General features: G+C 44.9%; 16 protein-coding genes. 2 read left to right on the forward strand and 14 right to left on the reverse strand.

Annotation, left to right across the window (positions count from 1 at the left end; genetic code table 11):
* Positions 1-64 precede the first annotated feature (64 nt).
* The 5 genes from hemN to QTO06_RS05070 form a co-directional block, all read right to left on the reverse strand.
* Positions 65-1,456 carry an oxygen-independent coproporphyrinogen III oxidase gene (hemN, locus tag QTO06_RS05050; RefSeq protein ID WP_005434533.1) on the reverse strand — a complete coding sequence of 464 codons (1,392 nt, stop codon included), beginning with the start codon at positions 1,454-1,456 and terminating at the stop codon, positions 65-67.
* Positions 1,457-1,641: 185 nt separating this feature from the next.
* Positions 1,642-2,130, reverse strand: a complete 489-nt coding sequence (locus QTO06_RS05055) for a DUF2489 domain-containing protein (protein ID WP_005434536.1) — start codon at positions 2,128-2,130, stop codon at positions 1,642-1,644.
* Between the two features lie 7 nt (positions 2,131-2,137).
* On the reverse strand, positions 2,138-2,680 hold the full coding sequence (gene yihI, locus QTO06_RS05060; protein ID WP_005434538.1) for a Der GTPase-activating protein YihI: 543 nt from the start codon (positions 2,678-2,680) through the stop codon (positions 2,138-2,140).
* Positions 2,680-3,318 carry a class I SAM-dependent methyltransferase gene (locus QTO06_RS05065; protein WP_331407048.1) on the reverse strand — a complete coding sequence of 213 codons (639 nt, stop codon included), beginning with the start codon at positions 3,316-3,318 and terminating at the stop codon, positions 2,680-2,682. The genes yihI and QTO06_RS05065 overlap by 1 nt, the downstream gene beginning before the upstream one ends.
* Before the next feature lie 792 nt (positions 3,319-4,110).
* On the reverse strand, positions 4,111-4,728 hold the full coding sequence (locus QTO06_RS05070; protein WP_005430024.1) for a c-type cytochrome: 618 nt from the start codon (positions 4,726-4,728) through the stop codon (positions 4,111-4,113).
* Between the two features lie 159 nt (positions 4,729-4,887).
* Between QTO06_RS05070 and yihA the strand changes: the two genes are divergently transcribed.
* Positions 4,888-5,547 (forward strand): ribosome biogenesis GTP-binding protein YihA/YsxC, encoded by a 660-nt coding sequence (yihA, locus tag QTO06_RS05075; RefSeq protein ID WP_009707987.1) that lies wholly within the window; start codon positions 4,888-4,890, stop codon positions 5,545-5,547.
* A gap of 516 nt (positions 5,548-6,063) precedes the next feature.
* Here yihA and QTO06_RS25525 read toward each other — a convergent pair.
* The 4 genes from QTO06_RS25525 to hemB all read right to left on the reverse strand — a co-directional run bounded on the left by QTO06_RS25525 (position 6,064) and on the right by hemB (position 11,324).
* Positions 6,064-6,111, reverse strand: a complete 48-nt coding sequence (locus QTO06_RS25525; RefSeq protein WP_438356636.1) for a hypothetical protein — start codon at positions 6,109-6,111, stop codon at positions 6,064-6,066.
* A 193-nt stretch (positions 6,112-6,304) separates the two neighbouring features.
* Entirely contained in the window at positions 6,305-9,097 is a 2,793-nt protein-coding gene (gene polA / locus QTO06_RS05080) for a DNA polymerase I (RefSeq protein ID WP_331407049.1), read from the reverse strand.
* Positions 9,098-9,702: 605 nt separating this feature from the next.
* Positions 9,703-10,137: a GNAT family N-acetyltransferase gene (locus QTO06_RS05085; RefSeq protein WP_331407050.1), complete on the reverse strand. Its 435-nt coding sequence runs from the start codon at positions 10,135-10,137 to the stop codon at positions 9,703-9,705.
* Between the two features lie 125 nt (positions 10,138-10,262).
* A complete protein-coding gene (gene hemB / locus QTO06_RS05090) occupies positions 10,263-11,324 on the reverse strand; it encodes a porphobilinogen synthase (RefSeq protein ID WP_009707990.1) in 1,062 nt (353 codons plus the stop codon).
* A 186-nt stretch (positions 11,325-11,510) separates the two neighbouring features.
* Between hemB and QTO06_RS05095 the strand changes: the two genes are divergently transcribed.
* Positions 11,511-12,275 (forward strand): TatD family hydrolase, encoded by a 765-nt coding sequence (locus QTO06_RS05095; protein WP_331407051.1) that lies wholly within the window; start codon positions 11,511-11,513, stop codon positions 12,273-12,275.
* 756 nt (positions 12,276-13,031) lie between these two features.
* Here QTO06_RS05095 and tatC read toward each other — a convergent pair.
* The 5 genes from tatC to QTO06_RS05120 form a co-directional block, all read right to left on the reverse strand.
* Positions 13,032-13,784 (reverse strand): twin-arginine translocase subunit TatC, encoded by a 753-nt coding sequence (gene tatC / locus QTO06_RS05100; RefSeq protein WP_005434551.1) that lies wholly within the window; start codon positions 13,782-13,784, stop codon positions 13,032-13,034.
* Between the two features lie 68 nt (positions 13,785-13,852).
* Positions 13,853-14,251, reverse strand: coding sequence for a Sec-independent protein translocase protein TatB (gene tatB / locus QTO06_RS05105; protein WP_331407052.1), 399 nt, complete (start codon positions 14,249-14,251; stop codon positions 13,853-13,855).
* 3 nt (positions 14,252-14,254) lie between these two features.
* Positions 14,255-14,503 carry a Sec-independent protein translocase subunit TatA gene (gene tatA, locus QTO06_RS05110; RefSeq protein ID WP_038870001.1) on the reverse strand — a complete coding sequence of 83 codons (249 nt, stop codon included), beginning with the start codon at positions 14,501-14,503 and terminating at the stop codon, positions 14,255-14,257.
* A gap of 48 nt (positions 14,504-14,551) precedes the next feature.
* Positions 14,552-16,186, reverse strand: coding sequence for a ubiquinone biosynthesis regulatory protein kinase UbiB (gene ubiB, locus QTO06_RS05115; protein WP_331407053.1), 1,635 nt, complete (start codon positions 16,184-16,186; stop codon positions 14,552-14,554).
* Positions 16,183-16,818, reverse strand: coding sequence for a ubiquinone biosynthesis accessory factor UbiJ (locus QTO06_RS05120; RefSeq protein WP_005448553.1), 636 nt, complete (start codon positions 16,816-16,818; stop codon positions 16,183-16,185). The genes ubiB and QTO06_RS05120 overlap by 4 nt, the downstream gene beginning before the upstream one ends.
* Between the last annotated feature and the right edge of the window lie 9 nt (positions 16,819-16,827).

The raw sequence follows: 16,827 nt of genomic DNA on the forward strand, positions 1-16,827 counted from the left end.
CGAAAAAACATAAAAAAATGCCAGCATCTGCTGGCATTTTTTGTATTCGAAATCTGCTTAGAGGTTAGATAACGCGAGAAAACTGCTGCTGACGCGCTTTCGCACGCAGGTACTTATCGAAGCACATACAGATGTTGCGAATCAGAAGTCGGCCACGCAGTGTTACGCGAATTTCGCTGTCATCCACTTCCACCAACTGATCATTGATGAAGGTTTGCAGTAGACCTAAGTCTTCTTTGAAGTATTGATCGAACTTCACACCGAACTCAGACTCAATCGCTGTCTTATCCAGCTTGAAGTTACAGATAAGCTGTTTGATCACTTCGCGACGCAATAAGTCATCCGCATCCAGTGATACGCCTTTCCACAATGCATGGCGAGATTCATTCACTTGTGCATAGTATTTCTTCAACTCTTTTTGGTTTTGCGCGTACGCATCACCAATCATTGAAATCGCAGAAACACCAAAACCAACCAAGTCACACTCACCTTGCGTCGTGTAGCCTTGGAAGTTGCGGTGCAAGATGCCTTCGCGCTGAGCGACAGCAAGCTCATCATCTGGCATTGCAAAGTGGTCCATGCCGATGAACTGGTAACCAGCGCCTGTTAGCGTCGCGATGGTGTCTTGCAGAATCGCCATCTTCTCTTCTGCTTTTGGCAAATCGTCGTCTTTAATCTTACGCTGCGCAGCAAACAATTGCGGCATGTGTGCGTAGTTAAACACTGACAAACGACCCGGTTGCATTTCTAGCACTTGCTCTAATGTTTTCGCAAAAGACGCCTTAGTTTGCTTCGGTAAGCCGTAAATCAAATCAAGGTTAGTCGAGCGGAAGCCAAGCTCTTTCGCACGTGCGACCATAGCAAAAATAAATTCTTCATCTTGCTCACGGTTCACAAGCTGCTGAACTTCTTTGTTGAAGTCCTGCACACCAATGCTCAGACGGTTGAAGCCTTCACCACGAAGGTGATCCAGCATGGTTAGCTCAATTTCTCGAGGGTCAACTTCAATACTGATTTCCGCATCCGCACTAAAGGTGAACTCTTGGCGTAGCAAGTCCATCACACGTGTGATTTGTTTTTCAGATAGGAAAGTTGGTGTACCACCACCAAAATGCAATTGAGTCACAGTGCGCTCACCCAACAACGAAGCGCGTTGGCGAATCTCGTGCTCAAGCACATCTAGGTATTCGTCTGCTTTGTGCGAATGGCGAGTAATGACTTTATTACAGCCACAGTAGTAGCAAAGCTTATGACAGAACGGAATGTGAACGTACAGAGATAGCGGGCGTTCTGGGTAATGAGTGCATGCCATATCGTAGTCCGAGATGGTAAACGCTTCATGAAATTCCAGCGCAGTCGGGTACGACGTGTAGCGCGGACCAGAGTAGTTGTACTTATCCAACACCGCTTGATCCCAGACGATTTGCTGTTTCGATTCAGTATGTTGATTCGACATGGTGGTACTTTCCGTTAAATGCTAGGGAGACGTATATCGCCACCCGATATTCAGAAACCGCTATTTTGCCATACGACGATGGCAACTACGGTAGCCGTTGGTGGCTTTTTAAGTATAAAACCAAAGAAGTGCTAGCGTGATCACGATACCCCCAATGGTGATAAGGAAACCATCAGGGGTACGAATTAGATCATCTGAATATTGATTTGGTTATTCAGTGGCTGGACGTTTTTTTGCAACACTTTGAGTTCTTCTATGATCGCATCCGTTAAGCGCTGCTCCGCTTTATGGCGATCTAAGTTTTGTTGCATACGCTCTTTCTTAGCAAGGTTCTGACGGTCTTCACCGCGCGCCATATCTTTCACAACATGATACAGCTCAGAAATCGCAGGGTATGTTTTATCAAAATCAACACGGTCTTCACCCTGAACATAGTCCATGATGTTGTAAACACGGATGCTGATTTCAGACAAATCACACTGACCTTGGATGCCTGCCTGACATAAGGTATGCACGTTTTCAAAAATGTTGGCGTTACGTTTATCGATCGCCAATTTTTTGTGCTTCAGCTGCAATTCCTTTTGCTTTTTCAATTGAAGCAGAAGGTAACCTGCATAAGAAGCCAGCGCGATAATGATCACTGCACCTGCAATCGCTAATAAGGTTACGTTCATGAGTTATTTATCCTTTGTAATCGTCGAAGTTGATGTCATCGAAGTCTGCTAGCAGGTCATCGTCGTTACGAGTTCCTTTAGCAGCAGGAGCGGTAAAGTCTTCCTCTTCTTCCGGCTCAAGCAGACCCAGTTGGTCCATCAGTTTTTCGATACGATCTAGCTTCTCATCTACGTATTTCTGTAGACCTGTGCCTAGGTTCTCACCCGCTTCAATGCGATCCAACAACACGTTCAATTGCGCATCGTTTTCTAGCATCTCTAGCTCTTGTGCAGCCGATAGACGACGCTCTTGCTTCGTTTGCTTCTTCACAGGCTCAACGATCAGAGGAATCTTCTTCTTACTACCTAAACGCGGATCGCGATTTTGTGCAGCAGATTGCTTCTTCTGTTCGTTTACTTCTGAGTTACGGTTACCGGTCTTCAAGCCTTTACGCTTTTTAGCGCGCTTGCGCAGACGGCCTTGAACGTCAGATTCTGTACGGTTACGAGTTACAACAAACTCAGGTGCGCCAGCGGCACCTGGCTTTCTAGATTTTTTACTACGGCTCATTACTGGGCTTTCCTCAGTAAAATTACATCATTACCAATAAATTCGAGTTCGAGCTTATCCCGCTCAGCTAGGAACTGGAACGTTTCACGGCTAAAGAACACCACATGAGTTGGATCGTTCTTGTAGTGCCATGATTGAAAGGCTTCAACATCGATGACCATTTTCGTCATCAGGCCTATCCAGCCACCAGGCTTAACTAAATTCAACCATTGCTTCCACACCATATCAGGGTGGTAGAGGTGTTCGATCACCTCTGTTGCTGTCATGAAGTCATACTGCCTTTCTAGCACCGATGTATCAGGGTGATAGTAAAGATCATATAACGCCATGTTGTGCCCCGCCTCTTCTAACATTAATGAAAGCGTTGGGCCTGGACCACAACCAAAGTCGATTCCGTTCGATTGTGGTGAAATTCGCTCTGCGATTGGGTCAGCAATTCGCGACAAAAAATGTCGATATCCCACATCTTCGGGATTGTTCTCATGCAGATCATAGTGAGCTTTTTCAGTTTTCGCATCCAAACGTTGGTCTGGATTGACGAATACCAAACTGCACTGCTCACACTGAAGATACTCGCGTCGCTTGTCTTCAAAAAAGTGGTGAGTGCGCTGATTCTGGCATAAAGGACAGGTGTGCATGCTGACTTCCTCAAACAGGGATGCGAAACATACCAGAAAGTGGACACAGATTGGAGTGTTGTTGGATACTTTTTCAGCAGTTTTTGTTAAAAAACTTTGATTGGCAAAAATGAATATAAAAAAAGCGACAGTGAGACTGTCGCTTTCTGAATGCCACCAATAAGTGGCGAAACTGTGTTGCACACATCTGGTGCACCAAGAATCCTTTTGTTTTTCGAGCTTTCCCTGCCAAAAAGTGTTGTTCTTCATCGTCCTGATGAGTTTTGGCTATCCTTTCACTTCCTGTTTACAGAGCTACTTCCTGAAGCCTGATCCGTTTCGCTGTCTTAACCGTTAGACTAGATGACCATCCATATCTGATAGGCTCCTTGCCTATCTAAGTCCCTTTTCCGACTACCAAACGTCCTTCGTTTGCGTCCTTGGAGACCTTATATCCATGGTCTAAATTCCTTAGATTCACTCCTTGTGAACAGCTTCTACTTTACGGATTGGATAAAAACCAACAAGTCATTGAAAGAAATTATTGATAGGATTTTTTCGCCAAAAATAATTAACTATTTTTATCAATAACTTAAAAACAAAAGAGAGAAATAGTATCGACCAAGTATGGCAAATGTCTCACAAAGCACCGAGCTAACTATCTCTTCATACCCAAAAACCATGTGTGATTGATATCACTAATAAATAGGTATTAAAAAAATAAGACCGTGATTAAGTAAGGTCACTAACAAAAATGCCCCAGCGAAAACGCTAGGGCATTTTTGTGTAACTGTGCTCGAACTTTGTAGGGGTTTAGTGCAGACCGCCAACGTATTTCGACAGAACTTCGATGTCTTCGTCTGTCATTTTCTTCGCGATGTCACGCATCATGGCATTCATGTCGTTACCACGGTTACCATCACGGAACTTCTCTAGCTGAGCTTTGATGTAGTCAGAGTGCTGACCAGAAATTTTAGGGAAACCTGAAAGCTCAGTGCCGTTACCACGAGGGCCGTGACATGCGATACATGCGGTTAGACCGCGCTCTGCATCACCAGCGGTGTACAGTACTTTACCTTTCTCAACAACGTCTTCTGGTGTTGAGCTCTCTGAGATTGGTAGAGAGGCGTAGTATGCAGACAGATCAGCGATATCTTCATCGCTCAGTGGCATTGCCATACCACTCATTACAGGGTCGTAACGACCTTGTTTACCACCACTAGTCATACCTAGTTTTAGATCTTTTAACTGCTTCTCAAGATACTTAGCGTGTTGGCCTGCAAGTTTCGGGTACATTGCGATTGCACTGTTACCGTCCGCTCCGTGACAGGCGACACAAGTTTGTGATTTTGCTTTACCAGCTTCAATATTACCTTGGGCCCATACTGAGCAACTGGCTAAAAGACTCAAAATTAGCGCTAATTTCTTCATGACATTCCATTATAATTATCAAGCTTCCAGTACCACGGAATGTGAACATACCGCGTACACTCATGGTACAATAGGCGACCTTATGCCGAGCACGGTTATTTTACACAATTTCACAAAAAAGTAATCAATCGACTACACAAAGTCGAGATGGAGTTAACAGTGAGCGTAAAAATTCATTACCAAAACACGCATTTCATCACCAGCGCACCCGATATTCGTCACTTACCTGAGGACGAAGGTGTCGAAATTGCGTTTGCAGGACGCTCAAACGCTGGTAAATCGAGTGCACTTAACCGTCTTACTAACCAAAAAAGCTTAGCGAAGACATCAAAGACCCCAGGTCGCACTCAATTGATCAACCTTTTCAAAGTGGAAGAAGGTTGTCACATTGTCGATTTGCCAGGATATGGCTTCGCTCAAGTACCGATTGAGATGAAGAACAAATGGCAAAAATCATTAGGTGAATACCTACAGAAACGCGAGTGCCTAAAAGGCTTGGTGGTTCTGATGGATATCCGTCACCCAATGAAAGATCTCGACCAGCAAATGATTTTCTGGGCGATCGACAGCCGCATCCCTGTTCAAGTTCTTCTGACTAAAGCAGACAAACTGAAAAGCGGTGCTCGCAAACAAACGCTACTGAAAATCCGCAAGCAAGTAGAAACTTTTGGTGGTGACGTATCGGTTGATGTGTTCTCTTCACTAAAAGGCCTAGGCGTAGATCAGCTACGTGCCAAACTCGACACGTGGTTTGCACCAGCATTTGCACACTTGCTTGAAGAAGACGAGCAAGACGCTCACGAGAGCGGCGAAGAATAATTAACAAAATTTGTTAAATTTTTTCGACACAGCCCTGCCTTTTGGTGGGGCTTTTGTTTATCCGTAATCCAAAACCGTGAATTTCAGGCAATAAAAATCCCCACCTTCCTGGCAGGGATAACGGGAGAGAAAAATTGGTAATTATTGTTATGTGGCGAAGCATTACTGAACTGAGATTCGATTTCAATAGGTTAAAAAGCAATCTTATTTCCTGCCCACCGACAAATAGTTCCTCCCACACCCCTCAATAGCTTTAATATTCAGATAGTTAAGTTAAACAAATCATCAAAAAGACGTAACTTAGTTTCTTTCAAGAAAAAATAATAATGTGACTGGCGTAAATTTACAGGATGAATAACGCAATAAATTTGAAGGAAAAATCGAGATTTTGCAGTGACTTAGAGAGGTCAAAAAAGAAGGTTTTTGAGGGTTTAGCTTAACTTGCTGATCAAAAAGAAAATTTTTCTTTCGCCCAATAAAAAACGCCCCAGTCAAAAACTGACTGGGGCGGCTGAATCAGCCTAATCCAATAACGTGAAACAAAAGGTCTGAAAGATAGAACATCTTACCTCTGTACCCTACGAGAGATAATGTACAACAATTGGTCAGATTTGCAAAGAACTTTTGTAGTTTTTTTTCATTAAAGTTTTATTAAGCAACATTAAATCTCAGATCTGATTTGCTTTTTTAATGACACAAAAAAGCCAGCGTTTGTGCGCTGGCTCATACTAAATGAGCTAAATTGGCTTAAAAATGACTAGTGCGCTTGATCCCAGTTGTCACCGTGACCTGCTTCTGCCACTAGAGGCACTTTCAGCTCTGCTGCAGATTCCATCAAATTCTGTACTTTACTTTCAATTTCGGACAAAGACGACTCTTCAACTTCAAATACCAGTTCATCGTGTACTTGCATCAGAAGTTTCACTCGACCGTTGCCTTCTTCTTGAATCCACTGATCAACTAACAACATCGCTTTCTTGATGATGTCCGCAGCGGTACCTTGCATCGGTGCATTGATCGCTGCACGTTCTGCCGCCTTACGACGCATGCCGTTACGAGATTGAATTTCAGGAAGGTGTAGACGGCGACCAAAGATGGTCTCGACGAAGCCTTGCTCTGAAGCTGCACTGCGCGTGTCTTCCATGTACTGCATCACGCCTGGATAGCGCTCGAAGTACTTGTCCATGTACGCTTGTGCTTCACCACGAGGAATACCCAGTTGCTTCGCCAAACCAAATGCACTCATGCCGTAGATTAGACCGAAGTTAACCGCTTTCGCACGGCGACGTTGCTCACTTGAAACGTCTTCAATAGAAACGCCCATGATTTCTGCTGCGGTTGCTGCGTGGATATCTTTGCCGTCACGGAACGCATCAAGCAGCGCTTGGTCACCAGATAGGTGCGCCATAATACGCAATTCAATCTGAGAGTAGTCGACTGCCAGAATCTTATAACCCGTAGGTGCAACGAATGCCTGACGAATACGACGACCTTCTTCATTACGAATTGGGATGTTCTGCAAGTTAGGATCGGTTGAAGATAGACGACCCGTTGCTGTCACCGCTTGGTGGTAAGAAGTATGCACACGACCCGTTGATGGGTTGATCATCTTCGGTAGTTTGTCGGTGTACGTTGATTTTAGCTTCGCCAGACCACGGTATTCCAAAATCAGTTTTGGTAGTGGGTAATCCAAAGCCAGTTCTTGCAGCACTTCTTCATTTGTAGAAGGTGTGCCTGATGGCGTCTTCTTGATAACTGGTAGACCCATTTTTTCAAACAGAAGCGCTTGCAGTTGCTTCGGTGAGTTCATATTGAACTCTTGTTCTGCAATCTCGTACGCCTTTTGCTCAAGCTCGTCCAGACGTGCAGCAATTTCTACAGACTGTGCGCTAAGCTTCATGTCATCAATCAATACACCAGTACGTTCAATGCGAGACAGTACTGGCACGAGTGGCATTTCGATTTCTTCGTATACGGTTTTTAGCTTTTCATCTTGTTCGATGTTAGCAAACAAACGGTTATGTAGACGAAGTGTCACATCTGCATCTTCTGCAGCATATGGTGAAGCTTCATCCAGATCGATTTGGTTGAAGGTCAGTTGGTTTTTACCTTTACCTGCGATTTGCTCGAATGAAATGCAGCTGTGCTGTAGGAAGCGCAGTGCCAAGCTGTCCATATCGTGCTTGCCGCCTACACTGTTGTAGACGTAAGACGCCAACATGGTGTCGTGCTTGATGCCCTTCATCTCAATGCCGTAGCGAGCCAGCACAGACGCATCGTATTTTAGGTTTTGACCGACTTTCGCCTGAGCCTCATCTTCAAGAATCGGCTTTAGCTGTGCCAGTACCCAATCACGATCCAGCTGCTGAGGCGCATCTAGGTAGTCATGAGCCACTGGTACATAAGCAGCAATGCCTTCGTCAGTTGCAAATGACAAACCAACCAAGTTTGCCACCATGTAATCTAGGCTGTCAGTTTCGGTATCAAACGCAAATAATTCAGACGCTTTTAGCTTGTCTAACCAAGCATTAAATGAAGCTTCATCTAGGATGGTTTCGTACTGGCGACGGTCGATTTTTACTGCTGAAGTGTCCATATCTGCTTTAGATGAAGCAGAACCACCACGCGCAGCGCCGGTTGATTCATCCGCTTCTACTACACCTGTGCCGCCTTCTAATAGCTCATTCAACCAAGACTTAAACGTCAACTGACCGTACAGTTTGATCAGTTCATCTGTGTTTGGTTCTGCTTTTAGCAATGATTCTGGCGTCTCCTCCAGCTCCACATCCAACTTGATGGTCGCTAGCTCGTAAGACAGCATTGCGTTGTCTTTGTTGTCGACTAGCTTCTTAGCCATGGTTTTTGAACCACGGAAGCCAAGCGCAGCGATATCGTCGAGGTTTTCATACAGCTTAGTCAGACCGCCAATGCCTTGTAGCAAAGCAGTAGCGGTTTTATCACCCACACCCGGGACGCCAGGAATGTTATCAACTTTATCGCCCATCAACGCTAGGTAGTCGATGATCAATTCTGGTGGGATACCAAACTTCTCAACCACACCTTCACGATCCATCACAACGTTGGTCATGGTGTTGATCAAGGTAACGTTGTCATCCACCAACTGCGCCATATCTTTATCGCCAGTACTGATCAAAACAGGCATGCCTTGCTGCGATGCTTGATAAGCCAGAGTACCAATCACATCATCGGCTTCTACGCCAGGAATACAGATCAATGGCAGACCCATAGCGCGAATAACGTTGTGCAGAGGTTCAATCTGGCAACGAAGATCGTCCGGCATTGGTGGACGATTCGCTTTGTATTCCGGGTACATATCGTCACGGAAGGTTTTACCCTTCGCATCGAAAACCACTGCGATACGATCAGAAGCAAACTGACGCATCATGCTGCGTAACATGTTGACTACACCGTAAACTGCGTTAGTTGGAATTTCACCGTTACTCATCGTGCCTGGGTAAGCGTGAAAAGCGCGATATAGGTAAGAAGAGCCGTCGATCAGAATCAACGGATTTTCAGGAATACTTGCCATAATTGTCTGTATCCAAATCAGTACTTAATAGATCTGCTTAGAATGCCATGACTGCTGATCTGAATCTATCTTGTTCGCTCGATCGAGGTCGCGGAAATTTTCCGATGTTATTCACGAAATTTGTACCTTCTTGTGGATAACTCTGTTTATAGAAATTATCCACTGGTTATCCAACGGAAATAAAACCTTCAAACAACGACAGTAAGACACTGTTATTAAAGAAAATAAATACCAACAGGTGAGAAGATCAACGATCATAAAATGATCATGACATGTGGAAAAGTTGCCAAGAGAGGCGTCAATTAGAAATCTCTGAAAAGAAAAAAGCGACCCAATTGGGTCGCCTAGCAGAAGTGGTGAAGCTATTTCCATTTGTATGGCAGCTTAACCAAGAAGCTATAAATTACACTGGAAGCAATGTGAGCAATGTCGTGTCAAAAAGAATTCGTGCAAGTTCTGGGAAAATGTTTCATTACCTTCTCAACACTCAGTTAATTAGCAATTCAACGTCCTTGTGAACTTTCCTCATTCCCTAAGACAGGTTTGATAATAATGATTCTCATTTAACAGTCAACACCTAAATGAGAAAAAATCTCATTTATTTTTTATAGTGCCTTAATAAAGTGGACTCGAGACTCACGTAGGTTCGGTTTTTCTTCAAACTTTTCAATGATATAGTCGTTTCTTAGCAACAAACGAAGCATGGCAGGAAATTGATTGCGTGATTTCACTTTTAACGTTTTGTAGCCCTGCTCTGCGACCCATTCTTCTTGCGCTTCCAATAACATCTGAGCCACACCCTCATTGCGCGCTTCTGGCGCAACGCCACCAAACCAGCTGTAAAAGGTGTAATCATCTAACTCATAGCCAATTTTAAAACCAAGGATCGCCCCAGCTTTCTCAGCCACTAAGATTAGGTTCTTTTTCTCTCCAAGGCGCTCCGCCATGGATTCAACCGTCTCACCACGTGCAAACTCAGTAACACGAGCCACCACTTGGATCGCTTCTTCCAGCGTGCCTTCACGAATCAGCATTGTCATTGTCTTACTCTCCAGAAATAAATATACCCAAGTAACTTCAAGCCGTGTGTATTCGGTCTTGAGGTTACTTGGGTATATTCAGACCGACAACAATTGTCGGTCTGGTTTTTCTCATTGAGCGATAATTACTCGTCTGTCGCTTCTTGAGTCTTTACTAGGTGCTCTGCAGTTTGCGCGTTTTCTTCCGCTAGCCACTCTGCTACATCTTTCGCGAAGTAAGTCAGGATGCCATCCGCACCTGCGCGTTTGAAACAAAGCAGAGATTCCATCACGGTCTCGCGCTCTTTCAGCCAACCATTCATGATGGCAGCTTTGTGCATCGCATACTCACCAGAAACTTGGTAAGCGAACGTTGGAACTTGAAGCTCAGTCTTAACACGACGAACCACATCAAGGTAAGGCATGCCTGGTTTAACCATCACCATGTCTGCGCCTTCATTGATATCAAGAGCCACTTCGTGTAGCGCTTCATCTGTGTTCGCAGGGTCCATTTGGTAGTTTTTCTTATTGCCGCCTTTTAGGTTCGCTGATGAACCAACTGCATCACGGAATGGGCCGTAGTAGTTTGATGCGTATTTAGCAGAATAAGCCATGATTTGAGTATGGATGTGACCCGCTTCTTCTAGTGCTTCACGGATTTTGCCGATACGACCATCCATCATGTCTGATGGTGCAACCACGTCTGCGCCCGCTTCTGCGTGAGACAGCGCTTGTTTTACAAGTACTTCTGTTGTCTCATCATTCATCACGTAGCCATCTTCATCGATGATGCCGTCTTGGCCGTGAGTAGTGAACGGGTCGAGAGCCACATCTGTGATCACACCGATTTGAGGTACATGCTCTTTTAATGCACGCACTGCGCGCTGAACCAAACCTTCAGGGTTGTAAGCTTCAGCAGCACATAAGCTTTTAGCGTCTTGGTTTACGACAGGGAAAAGCGCGATTGCTGGTACGCCTAGGTTTGCTAGGTATTGTGCTTCTTCTAGCATTAAATCAATCGACAAACGTTCTACACCCGGCATCGATTCAACACTTTCACGACGATCTTTACCCATCAGAATGAACATTGGGTAAATTAAATCGTTTACTGAAACTTGGTTTTCAGCCATCAGACGACGACTAAAATCGTGCTTACGCATACGACGCATACGGCGTGCAGGGAATGGACCTTGAATTGATACAGACACCACTTTCTCCTTGTCTGGAAGGTTACGATGATCAAATCATCTGGTGGCAAAATCATATCACTCTTGATGCACCTTGCGAGCAGCAATATGGAAAAACGGCATGAAAAAAACCGAAAATGACCCCGCACTCACACTCAAGTATACTTCTCACTAATTCCATACACCGATGAACCATAGAGACCAACCATGATCGATACTCACGCTCATATTTACGCTAGCGAATTTGATAACGACCGCAACGAGGTAGTGAAGCGCGCTTTAGAACAAGGCATTGATAAAATTCTGCTGCCGAACATCGATCTTGAGTCTATTGAGCCGATGCTAAAAACCGAAGCGGCTTATCCTGAGATTTGTCGTTCAATGATGGGGCTGCATCCATGTTACGTCGATGGCAATGTTGAGCAAACACTGGCAATCATTCGTGACTGGTTTGAAAAGCATAACTTTATTGCAGTGGGTGAAATCGGTATCGATCTGTACTGGGATAAAACCTTCCGAGCAGAACAAGAGATGGCGTTTGTGACTCAGTTAACCTGGGCTAAAGAGATGGATTTGCCTGTCGTTATCCACACTCGTGATTCAATTGAAGAAACACTGACCTTACTTCGTCAAGAACAAGATGGTCGCTTGCGTGGTGTATTCCATTGTTTTGGTGGCAGTTTAGAAGAAGCACAGGCGATCAACGAGCTTGGGTTCCACTTAGGTCTGGGCGGAGTATCAACCTTCAAAAACGGCGGTATGGATAAGGTTATCCCACATCTGGACATGAATTGGGTGATCCTAGAAACAGACTGTCCTTACCTTGCACCGGTACCGCATCGTGGTAAACGCAACGAGCCGGCTTACACTTCTTTGGTGGCAGCACGAGTAGCGGAATTACGCGAAGAGAGCGTTGAAGTAATTGATGCTCTGACAACCAAAAACGCAGAGGTGCTGTTTAACCTAAGCTAATACCCACACTTATATAAGTTACAATCAAACAACTTCTTATATTTCATGGCATTATATTTGAAAGTATAAATGACATGCTATTGAGATGTAACTCCTGCCCTTCTTAAAATATTGCCCACACATTCAACAAGGTGGGCAATTTATGGAACAGTGCAAACACAATATTTATCTACAGCGCCACAGACGAACTTTTTGGCAAAAACTGTTCGGAATTAAAGAACTTTATGTCTGCTCTAAATGTGGGCATGTCCTTAAGCTGAGATAATTGGCTCAGTCCAATCCAACCGCAATAAGGCTACTCTTTATGGGTCGCCTTTCCCGCGCCCTCACACCTTCAACAATTACAAGTCGTTACACAGTCAAACTCACTCCAACTAATAACCCTTAAACTCGTTTCAAACGTGCACCATACTTCCACCCCAGCTATTTAGAACTTTATTCCGTTAAATATGACCGTATTGATTAGATAGGTAACCTACTGAATCGCATATAGAAGCTCCATTTAACATTGGAACTAACATCACATAAAGCCCCCCCCCCAAATAAGCAACAATAAAAATAGGGATATGTATGTGCGAACATGGGGGTTACCTACAACGTCGTCAGCGCAGGCTTTGGGAGAAATTAGTGGGGATTAAAGAGGTGTATGTTTGCTCACGATGTGGATACATCAAGCGCGTGAAATAATTTGGCTAGGTTTTAAAAACACAAAAAAAGCGGCTAACAAAGCCGCTTTTCTATAGTACGAAGCAAAGGTTATTCTTCAGCTTCCGTCTCTTCTGCTTCATCTTTACGTGTGTAGAAACGAGCGAAGAACAAGCCTACCTCAAACAGCAAACACATCGGGATTGCCAGTAGGGTTTGCGAGATCATATCCGGCGGCGTCAATAGCATGCCGACAATAAACGCACACACGATGATGTATGGACGCTTCTCTTTCAGATCTTGTGGTGTGGTTGCGCCAGTCCAACATAGCAAGATAATTGCTACAGGCACTTCAAACGCAATACCAAACGCCATAAACAGCGCCAGAACAAAATCAAGGTAACTCGAGATGTCGGTTGCGAATTCTACCCCACCAAGAGAGATAGCAGTAAAGAAGCCAAACACCAGCGGGAATACCACGAAGTAGGCAAACGCCACGCCGCAATAGAACAACAGTGAGCTCGAGAACAGCAGTGGCATGATCAATCGACGTTCATGCTTGTACAAGCCCGGAGCAACAAATGCCCACACTTGGTACAAGATAAACGGCACCGCAATAAACACCGAAGCAATCAAGGTTAGCTTCAAAGGCGTGAAAAACGGTGAAGCCACATCGGTTGCAATCATCGTGGCACCTTCAGGTAGACGCTCTACCAAAGGGGCTGAGACAAACTCATAGATGTGGTTAGAGAAGTAAATTAGTCCAACAAACACCACCAATACTGCAGCAATGGCTTTAAGCAGTCGGTTGCGAAGTTCTAATAAATGACTAATTAAAGGTTGTGTCTGCTCGACGGTAGACATGGCAAACCTCTTTTTTAAAACCTGATCAAAAAGGAGCTACCAATCACTAGTAGCTCCTCCTAATGAGACTATTCGGCTTTCTTATCTGCCGCTGTAACCTTAATCTCTTCCGCTTTCTCAACGGTTTCAGTCGCAGGTGCCTCTTGTTTAGGCTCTGCGTCTGATTTGGTTGGTTCCGCGTAAGGGCGGTTTACAGATTGCGCGGCTTTCTTCAGTTCTTCAACAGAAGACTTTAGCTCAGGAGACAGATCATCCATCCCCATTTGCTCAGCTTTACGCAAGTTTTCTTGCAGTTCTTGGACTTTTAGCTCGTGTGACAATTCGTCTTTGACGCTATTTGCCATACTCTTCGCTGCTCCGACAAAACGAGAGACACTGCGGATGGCATGTGGCAAACGCTCGGGACCAAGAACGACCAGACCAACAACAGATATTAATACCAGTTCCCAAAAACCGATATCAAACACGTTTTACGCCTGCTCTTTGTCTTTTTTCGTTTCAGGAGCAGCTTCTTTCTTTTGCTGCTCTTCTAAACTTTTTGGCTCGAAGTCTGCGTCTTTGTCTTCTTTCTTCGCAGAATCATCTTCGCTCATCGCTTTCTTGAAGCCCTTAACGGCACCACCCAGATCGCCACCGATACCGCGCAGTTTCTTAGTTCCGAATAGCAATACAACAATTACAGCAATGATTAAAAGTTGCCAAACACTGATACCACCCATTCTTTTTACCTCGGGTCTTTAAACAAAATTATTTCAAGAGTTTAACGTCTATCGACGATAAGCTCGCCAACTAAGCAGCCAAAATGTGACACCTGCGATACCGCTGGCCATCGATAGCTGCTCATAAGCGTTATCCACCAATATTGCCGAGCATACGACTAAAGTGGCTCCAACACCAAATAAAAACTTTCCTGTCGCCTGCTGACGCTTGCTGTGACGGTAACCTTGATAAAGCTGATCCATACGTTGGTTCATAACTTTACCTTGTTTAAGGCTATCGTAAAGCAGCTCCGGCAGTTCCGGTAGCTTCTCTGCCCAAAACGGCGCACGGTCTTTAATGGCATTCACTAAAGCTTGCGGACCGACTTGGTTCATCATCCATTCTTCAAGGAAAGGTTTCGCGGTCTCCCACAAATCTAGTTGCGGGTACAACTGGCGACCCAGTCCTTCGACGTACAACAGCGTTTTTTGTAGCAATACAAGCTGCGGCTGCACTTCCATATTGAATCGACGCGCAGTGTTGAACAGATTCAACAATACGTGACCGAAAGAGATTTCACACAGTGGTTTAGCAAAGATTGGTTCACACACGATGCGAATCGCAAATTCAAACTCATCGACATTGGTATCGGCAGGTACCCACCCCGAATCAACGTGCAATTCCGCTACGCGGCGGTAATCACGATTGAAGAAAGCGAGGAAGTTTTCCGCCAGATAGCGTTTGTCTCCAGTGTTAAGTGTACCAACGATCCCGCAATCCAGCCCAATCCACATAGGATTATCTGGATGCTCCGGTTTAACGAACACGTTGCCCGGGTGCATGTCGGCATGGAAAAAGCTGTCTCGGAACACCTGAGTGAAGAACACACTCACACCGCGTTCCGCGAGCAATTTCATATTGGTGCCATTCGCTTCCAAGCCTTCAATATCAGAGACTTGGATGCCATATATTCGCTCAGAAACCATGACAGTTTCATTACTAAAGTCAGGAAAAACTTCTGGTACGTAAAGCTCTTCACTGCCTTCGAAGTTGCGACGCAGTTGAATCGCATTCGCCGCTTCACGACGCAAGTCGAGTTCATCAAGTAAGGTTTTCTCGTACTCACGAACCACTTCAACTGGTTTCAAACGACGTGCTTCAGGCATCGCTCCAGCGACTATACGCGCCATTCGGTGCATCAGTTTTAGATCTGAATCAATGACCGGACGAATATCTGGACGGATGACCTTTAATACCACTTCTTGGTTAGTGTCTTTTAATCGAGCCGTATGCACCTGAGCAATCGACGCAGACGCTAACGGTTTGATATCAAATTCAGTAAACCAGTTTTCTAATGGACCGCCCAGAGCGAGTTCCATTTGTTCTTTCGCTAACTGCCCATCAAATGGCGCAACTTGGTCTTGCAAAAGCGCAAGAGGATCAGCGATATGCGGAGGGAAAAGGTCACGGCGAGTCGACATCATCTGACCGAACTTAATCCAAACAGGACCAAGTTCTTGCAGAGCGAGACGAAGGCGTTCACCCAGTGGTTTTTCTGGGTGCTTGTTCTTCATCCAGAATAGGCTTTTGCGCATCAAAAGCGGCGCTTTGGTCAGTTGATGATCGGGCAACAACTCATCCAAGCCGTATTCCAGCTGAACTTTAATGATGTGGTATAAGCGCTTTATTTCTGCTGGAGTCATGAGTTCTCCAGCGCAGGCTTATCCGAATCGAATTTGTTTAGTAATGCGTTTAGACGCGCTTCAACGCGAGAAGCTTGGCTACGAACGTCATCCACTTGGTCACAGAAGTGGGCAATTTCTAGCGGTGCTGGCGCCAGTTTCCACTCTTCTGTTACTACTTGAGCAAGATGACGCTGGTGTTTTTCTGCTTGAGAAGCAAAGAAACCGCCGACGTTTTTGGTGCCTTGCACAAAAGTATGTGCCACGACATCACCCGTCACGCGAGACAACCATTCTTCGATATCGGGTTTGCAATCCACCATCAATTGAGAGAATTTCTGCGCCAATTGAATGTCACCTTCAAGCTCAAGTTTGTCTTGCTTGATGAGGCGAGTGATGTTGGCTTGATCGCGCAACTCAGGCAGTACGCTTAGATTCAGCGACAGATAACAATCTGGCTGACCTTCGTAATTGCCCAAAACATCTATTTGCTGGCTGAAGATAAACGTCAGCGTCTTATTGATTTCTTTCAGATGAATTTGAATCACCTGACCTTTAAGACGTGACAAACGACGACCCAATTCAGGATCGTCTTTAATCAGCGTATTTAGTGTCGTTTCAATAACGGCAGTGATAAGAGGTTCAAATGGCATACCGCTTAT

This window comes from Vibrio sp. M260121 (genome assembly GCF_036533715.1).
GTDB lineage: Bacteria > Pseudomonadota > Gammaproteobacteria > Enterobacterales > Vibrionaceae > Vibrio.